Origin of the sequence: Kribbella sp. NBC_01510 (assembly GCF_045040325.1) — a bacterium.
Lineage (GTDB): Bacteria > Actinomycetota > Actinomycetes > Propionibacteriales > Kribbellaceae > Kribbella.
The window spans coordinates 5,429,785-5,445,902 of sequence record NZ_CP109418.1 but is presented as its reverse complement, the minus strand read 5'-3'; the positions used below and the strand labels follow the sequence as shown (position 1 = coordinate 5,445,902).

The window sequence follows — 16,118 nt, the reverse complement described above, 5'->3', positions numbered from 1 at the left end:
ATCCGGATGCTCCATCGCCCCCCGCAGCCACACCGTCACCCCACTCGCAGGCAGTCTCACCCTCATCGGGCAAGAGTGCCACCTTCGGTACCGTCCTCATAGCTCCTCTCTCATGCCCGTTCCGGTCGATCGGGCAGCGCCACCCTGCCACACGCGGCCGGCAAGGTTCGAAGATTCGTGCGAACAATATGGTAAAGAACGCGTCAAATGCTCACACATAGTAACCGGTACCCTACGGCTGCCCGCGGAAAACTCTCCCGTGGCAAGGGGTCAAGATCCCTGTGGACAACCGCTTGCCAGTGCCCCGCTGGGGCATAAGGTCGGGGTAACCCCTGCTACCCCTGGAGGACCAGGATGGAAACTCGCCGACTGGGCAGACTCGGGCACGAGAGCTCAGTGCTCATCTACGGTGCCGCGTCATTGGGCGGTGTCGACCAGGATCGGGCCGACGCCTCGATCCAGGAGGCCCTGGATGCCGGCATCAACCACTTCGACGTGGCCGCGGACTACGGCGACGCCGAGCTCCGGCTCGGCCCGCGGATGCCGGAAATCCGCGATCGCATCTTCCTCGCCACCAAGACCGGCCGCCGGACCTTCGAGGAGGCCTGGAGCGAGATCAACCGATCACTGGAGCGGTTGCAGACCGACCACGTCGACCTGATCCAGATGCACGCGGTCTGCGACCTGGAGAACCTGGATCTCGTCACCGGCAAGGGCGGTTCGCTGGAGGCTGCGATCCGCGCCAAAGAAGAAGGTTTGGTCCGGGCGATCGGCATCACCGGGCACACCGCACAGGCGCCGTCGGTGCACACCGAGGGCCTGCGCCGGTTCGACTTCGACAGCGTCCTGACGCCGCTGAACTATCGCCTCTCGACCGATCCGCAGTATGCCGCCGACTACGCCGCCCTGGTGGAAGCGGTCAAGGCTTCCGACGCCGCGCTGATGACGATCAAGATGATTGCCCGGCGCAACTGGCACGAGGGCGAAGAGAAGGCGTACGACACCTGGTACCGGCCGTTCGACGAGCAGCGCTACATCACCGCCGCGACCGCCTGGCTGCTGAACGGTCACCCGGAGATCACCGGCCTGGCGACGGCCGGCGAGACCCGGCTGCTCCAGCAGATGGTTGTCGCAGAGCGCGAGCGAGCCGACCTCACGCCGGAGGCCGCCGCCGCGATCCTCGAGGAGGTGCACGACTACGCATCACCCTTCGTGGACATTCCGATCTGACAGCGTGGCCCAGGTCACAGCCTCCGATCCGCATTCCGGTCATCTCCTAGGCGTAGGACGTGGTGCGGTGTGACCGCTGTACTCCCGGGAACACTCGGGGACGGTCCGGTGTTGAAAGCGCTGTACTCGTCTACTTTCGGAGGTTGTAGTGGCAACGGTCGAGCTGACCCAGGAGAATTTCAACGAGGTGGTCGGTAGCGACGGCCTGATCCTGGTGGATTTCTGGGCAGAGTGGTGTGGCCCGTGCAAGATGTTCGGACCCGTGTTCGAGAAGTCGTCCGAGCAGCACACGGACATCACGTTCGGCAAGGTGGACACGGAGGCTCAGGTCGAGCTGGCACAGGCGTTCGACATCAGGTCCATTCCGACCCTGATGGCGGTCCGTGACGGCGTGGTCCTGTACTCCCAGCCCGGCGCGCTGCCGGCGGCGAACCTGGAGGACCTGATCGGCCAGCTGCGCGCGGTCGACATGGAGGATGTCCGGGCGCAGATCGCCGCGCACGAGGCGGAGCACGGCGCCGAGCCGCACACGCACTGATTCAAACAGTTCAACGAATCCGGGAGTTCTGAGCGAGCTCCCGGATTTGTTGTGCCAGGGCACTTCTGCTCGGCCCCCGCTGGATCTGCGGATCGGCCTCGATGACCGACAGCAGCCGGCCACGCTCGTCGGGTGACAGCCATCCCCAGCCGTTCCGGACGAGTTTCAGCGCGTGATACTGCTCGTTGCCGGTGAGCGATCGGTCGATCGCGTCCAGCAGGACCGAGCTGTCGATCAGCGAGAGATCGCCTTCTATCAGGCCCAGCGCGAGCACTCGGACGATCGGCGAACCGTGCAGGAAAAGCTCCTTGACCTCGTCCTTGTCGAACTTCTCGATCACGGACGCGTTCGCGACGCGCTGAACGATCCGGTCGAGCACTTCGCCGCGCACGACAACCAGCTCAGGCCCACGGAGCTCGTTGTAGATCGTGGCGTAGGCGTCGAGCTCGCGGTCCATCCCGAGTCGCCGCAGCGCGTCAGCGCTCTTGCGCGCGTTCGCCGCGATCTGGCCGATGAGATGGATCTCGAAGTATCCGGCCCTCCGCGAGCGAAGGCGATCCACGACCGCGGGCGTCAGTACGAGCAGGAATCCAGCGGCGAGTACCGGGATCAGCGCCGCGTCGTCGGAGTTGACGAAGAGGGCGACGATCGCCGCGACCAGCAAGGCGAGACCGGCTGACAGGCAGGCGATGCGGGCGATGATGTCCAGGCGCTTGCCCGCCGACTCCGCCCAGGGTTGTCGCACGCGCCGGGACTGCGAGGGATTCGCAGGCCGCCGCGAAGGGGCTGCACCCGGTCTCGGGGAGCCCGGAGCCGGCGGTTGCGGCCCGCCGCCCTGGTGCAGCTCGGTCGTCGGAAGGTCGATGCCGGGCGGCATCGGCTCCTGGGTGAGCGGCCAGGAGCCGCTCGGTCCGGTCGTCGAGCCGCGCTCCGGCCCTGCGGGACGTTCGTTCGGGTCGGGCATCAGCGGTTGCCTCTCACCTCGTCGGCGTGTTGCCGATGGTGCTCCGTGGACGGCCGTTCGGCAACCATCCGGCGCGGACGAGACGGCCTCAGGAGTCGCGGGAGCTGAGGACGCAGAACTCGTTGCCTTCGGGGTCGGCGAGGACGGCCCAGCTCGGCCCGTCCGGCTGGCCGACATCCACGCGGCGGGCGCCGAGGGCTTCGAGGCGGGCGATCTCGGCGTCGCGGTCCTGGCTGGTGTGCGGCGCGAAGTCGAGGTGCAGGCGGTTCTTCACCGTCTTGCCCTCCGGCACCGGGACGAACACCATCCCCGGCCCGATCCGCTCCCACGGGAGGTCGCGGATGGACTCCGGAGTCACCCAACCGGGGACGTTCACGCACTCGTCGTCGGTCTCGATGATCGTCTGCCAGCCGAACGCCTCCGCCCACCAGGCGGCCTGCTTCCGGACGTCGTTGCAGTCGATCACGACCGTGTACCACCGCAGCACCATGAAAGGCCTCCCTCGTCGTCAGGGAGGACACCATGCCACGGACCGCCGACAGAAACGGCGACCGGGCCCTGGGCAGGGGATCTGAGCCAGGGCCCGCTCGGGCCGACCGGAAGCGCCGAGGTGACCGGCGGTAAGGCTGGCGAACGGGGGTGGTGGTTGGACCGTCCGGAAGGGTCACCTGGCGCCCGAGGCATCGGTCAGCCGAGGGAGGGGTGGCGCCGCGAGGATCGCGTGGCTGTGGCGCGCGACCTCGGGGCAGTCACAACCCCTTACCGCAGGGGGTTGAAGGGCCGGAGCTCCTCCGGGGTCCGGCCGGTGGTGATGGTCTCGGCCAGCAGCTGACCGGTGACCGGGCCGAGCGTGATGCCCCACATACCGTGCCCGCCGGCGGCGAAGACGCGCGGTGACGCGGTCGCACCGATCAGCGGCAGGCCGTCCGGGGTGCACGGCCGCGGCCCGACCCATTCGAAGGTCCGGGCGTCCAGGTCGGCGTCGCGCAGCAGCGGCCGGGCGGCTTCGACGATCGCGTCGATCCGGCGCGGGTCGAGCTTGGCCTCAGGCTTGCGGAACTCCATCATGCCGGCGACCCGGAGCCGGTCGCCCAGCGGCGTGCAGGCGATCCGCTGCGCCGGGAAGTACACCGGTCCGGCCGGCACGTGCGCGATCGGCACGCTGAAGCTGTAACCACGACCGGCCTGGACAACCGTGCGTACGCCGAAGTCCCGAGCCAGATCGTTCAGCCACGCGCCGGTCGCCATCACCACGGCGTCGAACGGGTCGGTCTCGCCGTCGCCGGTGATCAGCCGGACGCCGCGGATCTCGTCCACGATGTCCACCACGTCGACCCCGCTGATGATCTGCCCACCGCGAGCGACCACCGAGTCGGCCAGCAGCTGGACGTACTCGCCCGGGTTGATGAACCGCTGCCCGTGCAGCCGGATCGCGGCCCCGATCTCGTCCGACAGCGACGGCTCGATCTCACGGGCGTCGTCACCGGTGATCGCCTCGAACTCGATGCCCTGGCCGGCGGCGTGGATGTGCTCGATCTCCTCGAGCAGCACGCTCCGCTCGGCCTCGGTCCGGTACGCGGCCAGGAACGACTTGGCCTCGTATGTCTCCGCCTCGACGCCGGCCTTGGCCAGCAGGTCGAACGCGCTCAGGGCCTGCCGGTTGATCGGGACCAGCGACTCCATCGCGGTCTTCCAGCGTCCGGCGGTGCTGTTGCGAGCGAAGCGGGTGAGGAATTTGAGCAGCCGCGGGCTCGCCGTCGGCGGAACGTACACCGGAGAGGACGGGCTCAGCACCGCGCGCACGCCGTACTTGAGGACGGCCGGTTCCGGCAGCGGGGTGGCCAGGCCCGGCGTGAGCCAGCCGGCGTTGCCCCAGGACGCGCCCGCGGCGACGCCTTCGCGGTCGAGCACGGTGACCTCGACGCCGGCCTCCTGGAGGAACCAGGCGGTGGCGAGTCCGACCATGCCCGCGCCGACGACGGCGACGCGATCGGGAACGATGTGAGTGGAACCAGCAGCGACCATGTATCGATGGTGCGGCCACAAGGCGCACCTGTCATGGTGCGATCACACCACTAATGGGACAAATGACTGTGCTCAGCGCACAATAACCTCATGATCACCGCGCCTGACCTGGTCGTCGCCGTTGGCCCAGCCCTGTTCGAGGTGGTGGTGACGGGGAAGGGCGACGGAGAGGTCCGCGACGTCTTCCTGGCCGACCCCCAGGAGCCCGCGACCGGTCAGCCCGGCGATCTGGTCCTGGGACTCGGCCTGCGCGACGCCGAGGACGCCGTCGAGCTGGTGGAGCGCTGTGCGGCCGGCGGCGCCTCAGGCGTGGTTCTGCGTACGGCGCTCGCCCACGAGCCGACCGTGGTCGCAACTGCCGAGCGAGAGCTGCTCACCCTCGTTGCACTGCAGCCCAGCGTCACCTGGGCACACGTGGTCTGGCTGCTGCGCGGCGTCATCGACAGAGCCGCCGCACCGGACTCCCCCGCCGCCGGTGACGCCGGCGTGCACCAGGAGCTCTTCGCACTGGCAGATGCCGCCGCAGCGATCGTCGACGCGCCAGTCACCATCGAGGACAACCAGTCGCGCGTGTTGGCGTACTCCTCCGGTCAAGACTTCACCGACCCCACCCGCGTCTCCACCATCGTCGGCCGCCGCGTCCCGGCCGAGGTGATCGCACATTTCCGGGCCCGTGGCATCTTCCGCCGGCTCGCGCGGTCGAGCGAGCCGTTCCTGGTGCCTGACGGGCCGAACGGCATCCGCCCGCGTCTCGTCGTACCGGTGCGGGCTGGTGGCGAGTGGCTGGGGTCCATCTGGGCTGTGGTGGACGGTCCGGTGAGTGATGAGGTCACTGCGGAGCTCAGCAACGCCGCATCGGTACTCGCGCTGCACCTGCTCCGACTGCGCGCACAGGCGGACGTGGCGCGGCGGAGTGCCATCGACCGGCTGCGGACGATCCTCCGGCAGTTCTCCCCGGACAATCCGGTGGACGTACGGCTTCCACCGCAGCCGTGGCGTGTGGTCGCACTCGGGTCGCCAGAGGGGTACGACGTACCGCAGCAACTCGACCTGTGGGAGTCGACCGGTCGTCGGTACGGGTGGAGCGAGCCACAGCTCGCGGACCTCGACGGGACCGTGCTGGCCGTCGTCACGGACAACGACGGCCCTGGGTCGTGGAACTGGTTGCGCAAGCTCGTCGTGGAACAGGCCAAGACCACACCGGGCACGATCGCCGCCGCAGGTGGTCCGGCCCGCGGACCGGCCGACCTTCCGAGCTCACGGGCCGAGGCGATCGAGCTGCTGGGCCTGGTACGACGGGGTGTCGCGCCCGGACCGGTGTTGCGGGTGGAAGAGGCGTGGCACGTGCTGACTGTTCACCGAGCGGTCACTTCGCTCGACACGACGAAGCTGGACGGTCCGCTCGCGACGCTGCTGCGCTACGACATCGAGCACGACACCAGCTTCGTGGAAACGTTGCAGGCGTGGCTCAACTATCCGGGTCAGCCGCAGCGGGCCGCGCGGGAGCTGCACCTGCACACGAACACCTTGCGGCACCGGATGAAGCGGATCGGCGAGATCGCCGAACTCGATCTGGCGGACCCGCGAGAACGCCTGGCGTTGCAGTTGCAGATCGCGGCAGTGCGCACCGAACACTGAGTCCCGGAGCGCTTCTCACGAGTTCCCACCAGCGCTGAGATCTTCGCCACATCCCTGTGTAACAAGGCTTCACATTCCGGCAACGGTTGAGCAACATCGGGCTGATTAAGTCTTCCTCAGAAACACCGAGCACCACCCCCAAGGACTGTCCCAGCTTTTCACCAGGAAGCTGGGGCACCGGTCCAGCCTTTCACCAGGAGGCTGGAACGGCCGGTCCGAGCTTTTCACCAGGAAGCTCGGGCCTCTCGTGGGCCCGGCGATTGTCTGAGCGATCGCCGGGCCCCGATTAATTGCTCAGGACAACCGGTTCACGATCGTCGCGTAGACGCCGGGCAGCAGCGCGGCGGCGGGGACGATACGGGGAGCGAGCAACGGCCGGTTGCGGGCCCAGAGCAACGAACCGGTGAGGAACCGGCACTCCCAGGAGACGCGCCGCCAGGCGGCCTCGTAGTCCTCCGGGCGATCCTTCCGGACGCACTCCACCAGCTCCGCCGACGTCCGGAGCGCCACCGCGATCCCTTCGCCGGTCAGCGCGTCGACGTACCCGGCGGCGTCCCCGACCAGCAGGACCCGGCCGGCCACGCGTCCGCGGACTCGTTGGCGCAGCGGGCCGGCACCCATGACGGCACCGGCGGGGCGAGCGTCGTGCAGGCGACGCTTGAGCGCCGGGAACGCGTCGAGGTGCGACTCGAAGCTGCCGCGCGCCGAGGTGAGGATCGCAACCCCGACGAGGTCCTCCGCGACCGGTGTCACGTACGCCTCCCCCAGCTGCGACCAGTAGACCTCTACGAGGTCTGTCCAGGGTGAGACGAAGAAGTGCTGCCGCAGCCCGCGGCGGACCTCGGAGGCGGGCGAGGAGAGGCGGGTGGAGCGGTCCGGCCGGGCGAGGCCCAGCTGACGCCGGATGGATGTGTGCAGACCGTCGGCAGCGGCCGGATGGCGGGCGAGGCCGAGTTGACGGCGGATGGGTGAGTGCAGGCCGTCCGCGGCCGCGAGGTAGCGGGCTGTGTGACCGGCGGCGGTCACCGAGGTGCTGTTCTGGATGATCGGTCCTACCCGGGTCCGAAGTACCGGCACTCCGAGCTCGGCCAGCCGATCAGTCAGAGCCTGGTGCAGGGTCGTACGGCGGACGCCCAGGCCTGGGCCGGCCCGAAACCGAGCGTCCACCTGGTGCACAGCGTCGAGGTAGCGGATGCCGTGAAACGGTCGTCCGGTCAGCTCCACACCGAGACGCGTGAGGTAGTCGGCGGCACTGTGGGCGATCCCCTCACCGCAGGCCTTGTCGATAGGAGCCGAGCGGGGCTCGACGACCACGACCGACAAGCCGGCCAGGGCCGCGCGGATCGCCGTGGCCGCACCGGCGGGGCCGGCGCCCGCAACCAGGAGATCCACATCGGGTCGAGCCCAGCCGGTGCCGGGGTGCGTCATGTGGGTGGGCCGGGAGCGATCACTTGACCAGGGCGGCGGTCAGGGCCGCGTCTTCGCAGCGGATGCGGATGGCGAGGAGGGGGATGTTGAGCACGGTGAAGACCAGGGCGGTGATCCAGGCGGTGTGGACCAGCGGGAGGGCGATGCCCTCGGCGACGACCGCCACGTAGTTGGGGTGGCGGATCCAGCGGTACGGGCCGCGCGCAACCAAGTGGAGGCCGGGGACAACGATCACCCGGGTGTTCCACTGGTGCCCCAGGACCGTGATGCACCACCAGCGCAGGCCCTGCGACAGGAGGACGACGGCGAGCATCGTCCAGCCGAGTGCCGGGATGAACGGCCGGTGCGCCGCCTCCACCAGACAGCCGGCGAGAAGACCGGTGTGCAAGACGACCATGAACGGGTAATGCCCGCGCCCCGACTCCACACCACCGTGCGCGAAGCTCCACCTGGCGTTGCGCAGCGACACCACCAGCTCGGCCACGCGCTCACCGCCGACGAGCAGGACCAGCACCACATACCAGGCGTAGGACGACATCACCACTCCAGGAGGACGAGCTCGGACGAGAAACCCGGGCCCATGGCGAGGAGCAGGCCCATGCCTGAAGGATCCAGCCCGAGCGTGTCACCGAGGACGTGCAGGACCGAGGATGACGACAGGTTGCCGACCGCATCGAGCGATTTCCAGGTCAGGTCCAGCGCTCCCGGCCGCAGCTCCAACGTCTCCGCCACGGCCTCCAGCACCTTCGGCCCGCCCGGATGACTCACCCAGGTCCCGATCTCCGGCACGGTCAAGCCATAAGACCCGAGAAAGCTCCGCACATCACCACCGAGATAGGTCCGAACCACATCGGGGACATCCGCTCCGAGGACGATCCGGAACCCGCCCGACCCAACGTCCCACCCCATCACCCGCTCGGAGTCCGGATACAACCGGCTCCGCGTCGCCACCACCGAGGGCCCCGACGCCAAGGGGTGCTCCGAGCCGGTCAGCACCACGGCCGCCGCGCCGTCCCCGAACAACGCCCCACCCACCAGGTTCGGCAACGACGAGTCGTCCCGCTGCAGGGTCAGCGAACACAACTCCACCGACAGCAGTACGGCGACATGCGTCGGCCAAGCGAGCAAGTAGTCGTGCAACCGGGCAATGCCCGCAGCCCCACCCACACAGCCCAGTCCGAACAACGGCAGGCGCTTGACGTCCTCCCGCAACCCCAGCCGCACCGCCACCCGTGCGTCGATCGACGGCGCGGCCACCCCGGTCACCGTGGTGAACATCAGGACATCCACATCGTCGAGCGTCAGCCCGGCGTCCGCCACCGCTCCCGCGACCGCCTCGGCCCCGAGATCCACGGCTGTCGCGATCCACGCGTCGTTCGCGTCCCCGAAGTCCTTGAGTACGGCGTACTCCTCGAGCGGCAACGCGAGGTGCCGAAACGAGACCCCGGCATTCGCGTGCAGCCGGCGGAGCAGCGCGGTCCCATTGCCGTCCGGCAGGCAGATGTCCGCGAAGGCGGCGGTCAGCTCGGACTGCGGATAGCGGTACGGCGGCAACGCGGGCCGGACCGCGGCGATCCGCGTCATCGTGGCATCGTTACGTTGGTGAGCATCCTGCGGACAGTCCGTGGTCTCGCCCTCGCATGCCACCCGGGACCGACAGTCGCCGTCACCGTGCTGGTCACGGCCCTCGCTTGGTCGACCGGGCGAAGCCCCGCCGGGTGTCTCCTCGTCGCAGCAACGATCCTCACCGGCCACCTCTCGATCGGCTGGAGCAATGACGCGATTGATGCCGCCCGAGACACCATTGTGAACCGTCAGGACAAACCAGTGGTGCGTGGACTGGTAAGTCGCCGTACCCTCGCCGTCGGCGCCGGCGTCATGCTGGTCGTCACCATCCCGCTCTCGCTCGCGAACGGGATCGCGGCCGGCCTGATGCATCTGCTCTTCGTCGCCTGCGCCTGGGCGTACAACCTCGGGCTCAAATCGACCGCGATCTCCTGGCTTCCGTACGCCGTCGCGTTCGGTGCACTGCCCTCGTTCGTCACGCTCGGCACGGCCGATGTCTGGGCTCCCTGGTGGGCGACCGCGGCCGGTGCCTTACTCGGGATCGGTGCCCATCTGGCAAACGTCGTACCCGATCTGGACGACGACCTGGCGACCGGTGTGCGGGGCTGGCCGCAGCGGCTCGGCCCCTATGCCCGGCTGATTGCGCCGCTGCCGCTGGCGGCGGCGACCGCGCTGCTGGTGATCGCGCCGGCCGGTGCGGTCGGAGTGATCGGGTGGATCGCGCTCGTAGTCGTCGCCGGTTTGCTCGTCGTGATCGTGGCGTGGCGGAACGCGCCGTTCCTGATCACGATCGCGATCGCCGCGGTCAGCGTGATCAGCTTGGTGCTCCGCGGCGACGCACTGGTCTAGGCGGCGTCCGGCTTGAGCGGTGCGTTGCTGCCCAGGATGGCGGCGGTGAGCGCCTCGGCCGGCTCCTTCGCGGCCCGCGGGTTGGTGATCAGCACCAGGTCGATCGACGGGAGCTCCGGCAGTCCGGCGCTCGGCGGCGGCTCGACCAGGTCGGCGGGCATCAGCGACCGGGCGAAGATCGCGATCCCCAGCCCGGCCCGGACTGCCGCGAGTACGCCGTTCACACCCCGGACGATGCAGGTGATCCGGCAGGACCGGCCCGCCTGCTCGAGCGTCTGCACGCCGAGCGACCGGCTGAGCGACGGTGCCTGATAGGCGACCAGCGGAACCGGGCCGTCGGGGGCGATCCGGGTCCCGGAGATCCCGGCCCAGACCAGCGGGTCCCGCCGTACCAGCCGTCCGTTCGGCTCGTAGCCGCCGCCGGCGCCGTGCTTCACGTACGCGAGGTCCAGGTGGCCGGACTCGACCCGGCGGAGCAGGTTCGGGCTCTGGGCAACGGTCAGCTCGAGGTCGATCCGCGGGTAGAGCTGGCGGAAGTCGCGCAGGATCCGCGGCAGCGGGGTGAGCGCCAGGTCGTCGGTCACGCCGAAGCGCAGCCGGCCGCGCAGCTCGGAGCCGGTGAAGTACCCGGCCGCCTCCTCGTGCGCGGCCAGGATGGTCCGGGCGAACCCGGCCATCGCCTCGCCGTCCGCGGTCAGCGTCACCGTCCGGGTGTCCCGCACGAACAACGGCCGCCCGACGGCCACCTCGAGTTTGCGGACATGTTGACTGACCGTCGGCTGCCGGATGCCCAGCCGGTCGGCGGCCTGGGTGAAGCTGAGCGACTGGGCCACCGCCAGGAACGTGCGCAGCTGGTCCGGGTCGTACATCGATGCACCTCCCATTACGTGACGCAATAAGACTAATAGGAGTAATTCGCTGTCAGAATTCAGGACCGAACCCTGAGGATGGAGATGTCCTCCCCTGACCAGTCCACTCGTGTAGGGATCGCTCTTGACCACCCGGGCCACCGGTACTGTCCCGTCCACCGACTTCCACACCCACCGCACCACCAACCCGGCCGAACTCCGCGAGACCCAGCGGCGTCCCGGCTTCAAGGACACCTTCAGCGCACTGCAGGTCCGCAACTTCCGCCTCCTGGTCAGCGGGTTGCTGGTCAGCTCGACCGGTGGCTGGATCCAGCGCATCGCGCAGGACTGGCTGGTGCTCACGATCACCGGCAGCGCCACCGCGGTCGGCATCACCACCGCGCTGCAGTTTCTCCCTACCCTCCTGCTCGGCCTGTTCGGCGGTGTGATCGCGGACCGCTTCCCGAAGCGGAAGGTCCTGCTCTGCACCCAGACCACGATGGGCATGGCGGCCGCCGTACTGGCGACCCTCGCGTTCACCGGCCAGGTGCAGGTCTGGCAGGTGTACACGATGGCCCTGTTCCTCGGCTTCGCCACCGCTGTCGACAATCCGACCAGGCAGTCCTTCGTCACCGAACTCGTCGGCAAGGACCGGGTCCGGAACGCGATCAGTATGGTGTCGTCGACGTTCCAGCTGGGCAGCCTGATCGGCCCGGCGCTCGGCGGCCTGCTGCTCGGCTCGATCGGCACCGGCTGGGCGTTCGCGCTCAACGCCTGCACCTTCTTCGCTTCGATCAGCGCCCTGCTGCGGATGCGGGAGAGCGAGATGCCCGGGCTGCACGCCGCCCGCAGGGCGAGCGCCGGGATGCGGATCCGGGACGGGCTGCGCGACGGTGTGCGGTACGCGTTGCAGGAGCCGGCGGTCCGATGGGCGATCGCGTTGGTCGGCATCTACGGGATGTTCACGATCAGCCTGCCGGTGACGCTGACGGCGTTCGCCGACCGGGTCTTCCACACCGGCGCGTCGGGGTACGGCGTACTCAACTCGGTGGTCGCGGCCGGGGCGCTGACCGGTGCGTTGCTGTCTGCGCGCCGGGTCCGGCCGACCCGCCTGCGCAACCTGACCGGTATCGCCTGCCTGCTCACGACCACCCAGGTGCTGGCCGCGATCCAGCCGTCGCTGTGGACCTTCATCCCGGTGCTGGCCTCGATGGGCATGGCGACCCTGATGTTCCTCACCGCGGCGCAGTCGATGGTCCAGCTGACGACGCCGGACGGACTGCGTGGGCGGGTGTCCGGGATCTACAACCTGGTGTTCATCGGCGGCGGCGCGATCGGCGGTCCGACGGTCGGGTTCCTCGCCCAGCACTTCGGCGCCCGCTCGGCGCTGCTGCTCGCCGGTCTGATCCCGGCCGTGGCGACCATCGCGATCGCCCTCCGCCTCCGCCGCGACGGCCGCTTCCGGCTGGTTGTGGTCCGCACCCGCTCGCCCTGGCATCAGGCCCCGGTCCGCCTCAACCTCGAGCAGGCCTCGATCCAGCTCTCGGCCCCCACCGGCATCCCGGCGCCGCGGACATCCCGGCCGTTCGTCATCGGACGCCGTCAGCACGCTCGCACGGACCCGCACACCCGGCCGTTGCGGCCGCGCCGCCGCCCGCAACACCACTAGCCGTCCGGGACAGGGCCGCGAAGCTGCCTCTCGGCCCTGTCCCGGGCAATCGATGATCAGCCGACGCGGCCACCCGTGCCGGTGGACGTGTCCGTCGACGCGCCCAGCGCGGCCAGGTCCCCGCGGGCGGGATGGCCATGGCCGAGCGGACCGGTCGCCATCGCCCGAACCAGGTTCAGCGTCACTGTCCGGGCGAACGCGACCGTCGGCGCTTTGAGCGAGTGCTTGGAGTCCGGCCCGTGGAGCGCGCGCACCCACTCCATCGAACCGGCGTCGAACACACCGGCTCCGGACGGCACCGTGTAGTACGTCGCATCCGAGAACGTACGCCGCCCCGGCCCGCAGGTGGCCGGCGAATGCGCTACCACCTGAAGGTTGGCCGGCGTACCCGCGATCGGATAGGCACGATCGATCTCCGTCGCCACCAGGCCTGGGTACGACGATCCCCTGGCCGCGCCGGTCCCGGCGAACAGGAAGAACCCGGGATCCCGGACGACGAACGATCCCTCCGCCGGGAAACACTCGTACAGCATGCCGGTCAGGCTGTTCTCCGGACTCGGGAACGGAACGCTTCGCCACTTCACCGTCGTGTCCGGCCGATTCGTCCGCGGATCCGCGGAAGCATCCTTGTAGCCGGCCAGTACACGCTGCGAGCCCAGCCGGCCAGGTTCGTAGCGGACCCGCCAATAGACCGCGTTGGCGCCGAGGAACGCGACATTCGTGCCCGCGTCGCGGGCCTTGGTGACGGCTGCCCGCATCCCGGTGGTCCAGTACTCGTCATGCCCACCCGACACGATCCCTCGCGCGCCGGCGAGCGCGTGCCGATCGGTGTCCAGGTCGAAGCTGGTCAGATAGGCCAGCGGTACGCCGCTCTGCTCGGCCAACTGGATCAGCGGCAACTCGGACTGCACCAGGAGATGCGCACCGTCACGGTCGTACGGCCGGTCGAAGCTCACCCGGTACGCGCGAGTCGCGAACGAGTTGTGCGGGCCGTGGTAGAGCGAGTAGCCACCCCAGGCGTTGTACGCCTGGTAGGTGTTGACGGCATCGACGATGACGACAGCCCCGCGCGTCGAGTCCGAGCGGATCGTGATCGGGACGTACTTCTCCTTGCCGTTCGCCGCGGTGAGCAGCAGCAGGTAGGCGCCGGCCGGCCAGCCTGTCGTGGGCACGGTGAGCGAGGGACGCCAAGTCGTACTGACCATGCGGTCAGCACCCACGGTCGGCGCCGGCTGCACCAGGCCGGGAACGGCCGGCGAGGTCCACACCAGTCGCGCCCCCTTTCCGCCGTACCAGCCGATCCGGAACGCACGCACGGTGAAGGCGCCGGCGGTCGAGGTCACGTACAGCCGGAACGATTGGCCGCTGCGGACACTGACCCGATCGGCGTACCCGGCGAGCTCGACGGGGCCGGCCAGCCGGTTCGCGGGCAGAACCCACTGCGTCGTACCGAGCTTCGCATTCTCAGCGAGGGCGATCCCGCCACTGGCGCGGACCGGTGGCGTCGGCGGTGAGCTCGGGCGACCCGTCGGCGACGCGGCCGGCGGCTCCTGACCGGCGGAGTGACACCCGGCCGCAGCGGCGACCAACGCCAGTACCGTCACCAAGACCCAGCGGCGCACTATCCACTCCTCTGGATCGTCGTTCGAGCATCGTAGCCACAGCTTGCCTTGGAAAACGCTGAGAGGCTCGCGCCCCCGGCCGGACCTAACCGGGGGCGCGAGGTGCTGGTCGACCGACCAGCGTGGGCGGCATCAGGGAACGTTGATCACGCCGACCGGCGGAACCTTGACGGTGCGGTGGTGCTTGGTGCCGCCGAGGACGACCTCGCGGAGCGCCACGTTGTTCTTGGTGCTCGCTTCGAACAGCCGGTTCTCCGGGTTGGCCGTCACCTGAACGTAGTACGTGCCGTTCGGCAGGTTCGTCACGTCGAAGGACTGGCCCGGCAGGGACTGCACGTAGGTGTCGCCGGAGCCGACGTCCAGGACCTCGCGGACCGACAGCGATCCGTGGTTGCCGCACGCCGTGTGCAGGTCGGTGTTCTGCGGGTGCCAGTTGGCGTTCTTCACCGTGTAGTCGATGGAGTCCGTCGCGGCCAGGCAGAACGCCTCCTTCTGACTGCGGACCACCTCGGTCTGCTTCGAGTTCAGCAGGCTGTAGCGGGCGAAGTCGGTGAAATGCCAGTGGTTGTGACCGTCGCGGCCGTCCCACTCGAGCGTGCCGGTGTTCTGGTAGCCGACCTGCTTGCCGTTCGCATCGTAGAAATACTGGTACGCGTCCATCAGGTCCTTGCCCTGCTGGCGGAACCCGTCCAGGACGAGCGGCGACGGACCCGCGTTCCACACGGTCGCCGAGAACTGCAGGAAGTCCTTCTGCGCGTCCGGCGTACCTTCGTCGCCCGGAAGGACCTCGATACCCCACGCGGGCACCGGCCGGAGATCCGGCTTCGGCCCGTTCGGCACACTCGGCTTCCCGGTCGGTCGGGTCGCGTTCGGCTTCGGCGCCACCGAGCCCGCCGCGGCCGTCTTCTGCTGAGCGGCGGCGAAGCAGCCACGGACACCGTGCCCGTCGCCACAGCCGTCACTCTCCTGCACGGTCACGTTCAAGCGGAGTGCCGCATCGGACGCACCGATCTTGAAGAAGTCGCGATACGGCTTGCTGACCGTGACGGTCGCCTTGTACTTGCCCACGGCAAGTTTCACCGGAGCGCCGTACCCGCTGAACGTGTTCGACGACCAGCCGGTCTGCAGACCCCAGACCGCGCCCTGCGTGAACGGGTTCGCCGAACAGCCTTCCGGGTACGGCGAGGTCGCCGGCGCATCGGGACGGGTCCGCGACCCCTCGCCGTTCAGGCACACCGACTGATCCTGGTCGAGCACCTTCTTGCCGGACGCATCGCTCATCGTGATGTGCAGGAACTTCCCCAGCCCGGAGAAGTCCGTGACCAGGCCCTTGGGCAGGATGCGCGCCGGCTTCCCGTTGACGTACTGCTTCGCAACGACCGGCGACTTGTACGACGCCCGCGTCGCCCGCACCTCGATCGGCGCGTTGCCGGCCACCACGTGGGTGCCGAGATCCAGGTCGACGCCGTAGTCGGGGATGCTGTCCAGCGTGACATCGGTGCTTCCGGCAACCAACTTCAGCGCCGGCCGCGCGGTCGCCGTCGTACTCGACGACGCTGCCGACGCACCGAGTGTCGCGATCGCGACCAATCCGGCCGCTCCGGCCGCGGCGATCGCCGTCCGGCCGAGTTTCCTTGAGGTACTGATGATGGAACCCCCTCCTGCTCTGCGGACCGGCATCCTCACGAGCCGGTCCCTTCGCTCGTACGACGTCCGGGCCGCGGAACGAAGTTGATGAAGG

General features: G+C 69.1%; 14 protein-coding genes. 5 read left to right on the top strand and 9 right to left on the bottom strand.

Translation table 11 applies throughout. The annotated features are described in order from the left end of the window. Window positions 1-354 precede the first annotated feature (354 nt). A complete protein-coding gene (locus OG558_RS27405; RefSeq protein WP_405065581.1) occupies window positions 355-1,230 on the top strand; it encodes an aldo/keto reductase in 876 nt (291 codons plus the stop codon). Window positions 1,231-1,378: 148 nt separating this feature from the next. Continuing rightward, complete coding sequence (gene trxA / locus OG558_RS27400; protein WP_405065580.1) at window positions 1,379-1,768, top strand: thioredoxin; 390 nt, start codon at window positions 1,379-1,381, stop codon at window positions 1,766-1,768. Window positions 1,769-1,778: 10 nt separating this feature from the next. Here the strand turns inward: trxA and OG558_RS27395 are convergent, their stop codons facing one another. From OG558_RS27395 to OG558_RS27385, 3 genes are all read right to left on the bottom strand, one after another. Further along, window positions 1,779-2,513, bottom strand: a complete 735-nt coding sequence (locus tag OG558_RS27395; RefSeq protein ID WP_405065579.1) for a hypothetical protein — start codon at window positions 2,511-2,513, stop codon at window positions 1,779-1,781. A gap of 307 nt (window positions 2,514-2,820) precedes the next feature. Next, window positions 2,821-3,222, bottom strand: a complete 402-nt coding sequence (locus tag OG558_RS27390) for a VOC family protein (RefSeq protein ID WP_405065578.1) — start codon at window positions 3,220-3,222, stop codon at window positions 2,821-2,823. Window positions 3,223-3,491: 269 nt separating this feature from the next. After that, window positions 3,492-4,757, bottom strand: coding sequence for an NAD(P)/FAD-dependent oxidoreductase (locus OG558_RS27385; protein ID WP_405065577.1), 1,266 nt, complete (start codon window positions 4,755-4,757; stop codon window positions 3,492-3,494). Window positions 4,758-4,847: 90 nt separating this feature from the next. On the opposite strand from OG558_RS27385, the gene OG558_RS27380 reads away from it, so the two are divergent. Continuing rightward, window positions 4,848-6,395, top strand: coding sequence for a helix-turn-helix domain-containing protein (locus OG558_RS27380; RefSeq protein WP_405065576.1), 1,548 nt, complete (start codon window positions 4,848-4,850; stop codon window positions 6,393-6,395). Between the two features lie 294 nt (window positions 6,396-6,689). Here the strand turns inward: OG558_RS27380 and OG558_RS27375 are convergent, their stop codons facing one another. Genes OG558_RS27375 through OG558_RS27365 form a run of 3 tightly spaced genes read right to left on the bottom strand, consistent with a single transcriptional unit; the run spans window position 6,690 to window position 9,407 of the window. Beyond that, complete coding sequence (locus tag OG558_RS27375) at window positions 6,690-7,787, bottom strand: NAD(P)/FAD-dependent oxidoreductase (protein WP_405065575.1); 1,098 nt, start codon at window positions 7,785-7,787, stop codon at window positions 6,690-6,692. 55 nt (window positions 7,788-7,842) lie between these two features. Beyond that, window positions 7,843-8,361 carry an isoprenylcysteine carboxyl methyltransferase family protein gene (locus tag OG558_RS27370; protein ID WP_405065574.1) on the bottom strand — a complete coding sequence of 173 codons (519 nt, stop codon included), beginning with the start codon at window positions 8,359-8,361 and terminating at the stop codon, window positions 7,843-7,845. Continuing rightward, window positions 8,361-9,407, bottom strand: a complete 1,047-nt coding sequence (locus tag OG558_RS27365) for a type III polyketide synthase (RefSeq protein WP_405065573.1) — start codon at window positions 9,405-9,407, stop codon at window positions 8,361-8,363. Before OG558_RS27365 ends, OG558_RS27370 begins: the two co-directional genes overlap by 1 nt. An 18-nt stretch (window positions 9,408-9,425) precedes the next feature. Between OG558_RS27365 and OG558_RS27360 the strand changes: the two genes are divergently transcribed. Further along, window positions 9,426-10,238, top strand: coding sequence for a UbiA family prenyltransferase (locus OG558_RS27360; protein WP_405065572.1), 813 nt, complete (start codon window positions 9,426-9,428; stop codon window positions 10,236-10,238). On the opposite strand, the gene OG558_RS27355 is transcribed toward OG558_RS27360, so the two are convergent. Next, window positions 10,235-11,107 (bottom strand): LysR substrate-binding domain-containing protein, encoded by an 873-nt coding sequence (locus OG558_RS27355; RefSeq protein WP_405065571.1) that lies wholly within the window; start codon window positions 11,105-11,107, stop codon window positions 10,235-10,237. The genes OG558_RS27360 and OG558_RS27355 overlap by 4 nt on opposite strands. A 124-nt stretch (window positions 11,108-11,231) precedes the next feature. Between OG558_RS27355 and OG558_RS27350 the strand changes: the two genes are divergently transcribed. Next, on the top strand, window positions 11,232-12,755 hold the full coding sequence (locus OG558_RS27350; protein ID WP_405065570.1) for an MFS transporter: 1,524 nt from the start codon (window positions 11,232-11,234) through the stop codon (window positions 12,753-12,755). A 56-nt stretch (window positions 12,756-12,811) separates the two neighbouring features. On the opposite strand, the gene OG558_RS27345 is transcribed toward OG558_RS27350, so the two are convergent. Together OG558_RS27345 and OG558_RS27340 are read right to left on the bottom strand one after the other, a co-directional pair. Next, a complete protein-coding gene (locus OG558_RS27345; RefSeq protein ID WP_405065569.1) occupies window positions 12,812-14,377 on the bottom strand; it encodes a N,N-dimethylformamidase beta subunit family domain-containing protein in 1,566 nt (521 codons plus the stop codon). Between the two features lie 132 nt (window positions 14,378-14,509). Beyond that, a complete protein-coding gene (locus tag OG558_RS27340; protein WP_405072222.1) occupies window positions 14,510-16,057 on the bottom strand; it encodes a lysyl oxidase family protein in 1,548 nt (515 codons plus the stop codon). Window positions 16,058-16,118 lie beyond the last annotated feature (61 nt).